This is a genomic window from Aeromonas sp. S19(2024) (assembly GCF_041402625.1).
Classification (GTDB): Bacteria; Pseudomonadota; Gammaproteobacteria; order Enterobacterales; family Aeromonadaceae; genus Aeromonas; species Aeromonas caviae.
In genome coordinates this window covers 1-2839 of record NZ_JBGLQU010000024.1, presented here as the reverse complement: position 1 = coordinate 2839, position 2839 = coordinate 1, and the positions used below count along the sequence as shown (strand labels likewise).

The following is a 2839-nucleotide window of genomic DNA, read 5'->3' as shown; positions in this document are numbered from 1 at the left end:
CGAGCAGGTAGTCACCTTGGGCATCAACAACCTGGACGAAGTGGCGCCGACCATCACCTCGGGGGCGACGGCCAGTGCCATCAATGAAAACAGCGGTGCCGGGCAGGTGGTCTACACCGTCACCAGCACCGACAGCGGCGACATCGCGACTGGCAGCACCAGCTACAGCCTGAAGGCGGGAGCGGATGCGACGCTGTTCAGCATCAATGCCGCCACAGGTGCCGTGACCCTGATTGGCAATCCGGACTCCGAGACCAAGGAAAGCTACAGCTTCACCGTGGTGGCCACCGATGCGGCGGGCAATGCCAGCGAGCAGGTGGTCACCTTGGGGGTCAACAACCTGGACGAAGTGGCCCCGACCATCACCTCGGGGGCCACGGCCAGCGCCATCAATGAAAACAGCGGCGCCGGGCAGGTGGTTTACACCGTGACCAGCACAGACAGCGGCGACATCGCGACCGGCAGCACCAGCTACAGCCTGAAGGCGGGAGCGGACGCGGCGCTGTTCAGCATAAATGCCACCACAGGTGCGGTGACCCTGACGGGCAACCCGGACTACGAGACCAAGGGAAGCTACAGCTTCACCGTGGTGGCCACCGATGCGGCGGGCAATGCCAGCGAGCAGGTGGTCACCTTGGGGGTCAACAACCTGGACGAAGTGGCGCCGACCATCACCTCGGGGACCACGGCCAGTGCCATCAATGAAAACAGCGGTGCCGGGCAGGTGGTTTACACCGTCACCAGCACCGACAGCGGCGACATCGCGACCGGCAGCACCAGCTACAGCCTGAAGGCGGGGGCGGACGCGGCGCTGTTCAGCATCAATGCCACTACAGGTGCGGTGACCCTGACGGGCAACCCGGACTACGAGACCAAGGGAAGCTACAGCTTCACCGTGGTGGCCACCGATGCGGCGGGCAATGCCAGCGAGCAGGTGGTCACCTTGGGGGTCAACAACCTGGACGAAGTGGCGCCGACCATCACCTCGGGGACCACGGCCAGTGCCATCAATGAAAACAGCGGTGCCGGGCAGGTGGTTTACACCGTCACCAGCACCGACAGCGGCGACATCGCGACCGGCAGCACCAGCTACAGCCTGAAGGCGGGGGCGGACGCGGCGCTGTTCAGCATCAATGCCACTACAGGGGCAGTGACCCTGACGGGCAACCCGGACTACGAGACCAAGGGAAGTTACAGCTTCACCGTGGTGGCGACCGATGCGGCGGGCAATGCCAGCGAGCAGGTGGTCACCTTGGGCATCAACAACCTGGACGAAGTGGCGCCGACCATCACCTCGGGGACCACGGCCAGCGCCATCAATGAAAACAGCGGCGCCGGGCAGGTGGTTTACACCGTCACCAGCACCGACAGCGGCGACATCGTGACCGGCACCACCAGTTACAGCCTGAAGGCGGGAGCGGACGCGGCGCTGTTCAGCATCGATGCCACCACGGGCGCTGTGACCCTGACGGGCAACCCGGACTACGAGACTAAATCCAGTTACAGCTTCACCGTGGTGGCCACCGATGCGGCGGGCAATGCCAGCGAGCAAACCGTCACCCTGGCTATCAACGATTTGGTGGATGAAACTGCACCGACAGTCAGCAGCATCGCCATCAGCGGTGCAAGCGGTGCACAGAACAGCACCCTGAATGCCGGTGACGTGGTCAGCGTCACCGTGTCCATGGATGAAGCGACTGTGGTCGATACCACGGGCGGCACACCCCGTGTGGCGCTGAATATCGGGGGCAGCACCGTCTACGCCGATTACGTCTCGGGCAGTGGCACGGCCTCCTTGCTGTTCCAATACACCATTCTGGCGGGCCAGACCGATGCCAACGGCATCAGTCTGGATGCCGATGCACTGCAAGCAAACGGCGGCACGTTGCGTGATGCAGCGGGCAATGCCGCCAATCTGGCTCATGGTGTGGTGGCGGATAACGCCGGCTACCTGGTCGACACGACCGCACCAAGCTTTACCTCGGGGGCTAGCGCCACCGCCATTGATGAAAACAGTGGCACTGCGCAGATTGTCTACACCGCAGCGTCGACGGATGCAGGCACCGTGACTTACAGCCTCAAGGCGGGTGCCGATGCTGCGCTATTCAGCATCAACGCCAGCACGGGCGCGGTGACCCTGACGGGCAACCCGGACTACGAGACCAAGGCCAGCTACAGCTTCACCGTGGTGGCCACCGATGCGGCGGGCAACGCCAGCGAGCAGGTGGTTACCTTGGGAGTCAACAATCTGGATGACACAGCGCCGACCATTACCTCCGCTTCTACTGCAACAGCTATCAGCGAGAACAGTGGGGCAGGCCAAGTCGTTTACACCGTCACCAGCACTGACACCGACGACGTCGTGACCGGCAGTACCAGCTACAGCATCAAGCCCGGTGCGGATGCGGCGCAGTTCAGCATCAATGCCGCCACAGGTGCCGTGACCCTGATTGGCAACCCGGACTACGAGACTAAAGCCAGTTACAGCTTCACCGTGGTGGCCACCGATGCGGCGGGCAATGCCAGCGAGCAAACCGTCACCCTGGCTATCAACGATTTGGTGGATGAAACCGCACCGACAGTCAGCAGCATCGCCATCAGTGGGGCAAGCGGTGCACAGAACAGCACCCTGAATGCCGGTGACGTGGTCAGCGTCACCGTGACCTTGGATGAAGCCACTGTGGTCGATACCACGGGCGGCACACCTCGTGTGGCGCTGAATGTCGGTGGCAGCACCGTCTACGCCGATTACGTCTCGGGCAGTGGCACGGCCTCCTTGCTGTTCCAATACACCATTCTGGCGGGCCAGACCGATGCCAACGGCATCAGTCTGGATGCC

1 protein-coding gene is annotated in these 2839 nt (G+C 63.1%); it reads left to right on the top strand.

Going from position 1 to position 2839, the window contains the following annotated elements:
* Window positions 1-16: 16 nt before the first annotated feature.
* Window positions 17-2839, top strand: a 2823-nt coding sequence (locus ACB037_RS21190) for a beta strand repeat-containing protein (RefSeq protein ID WP_371175895.1), incomplete at its 3' end; no start/stop codon positions are given.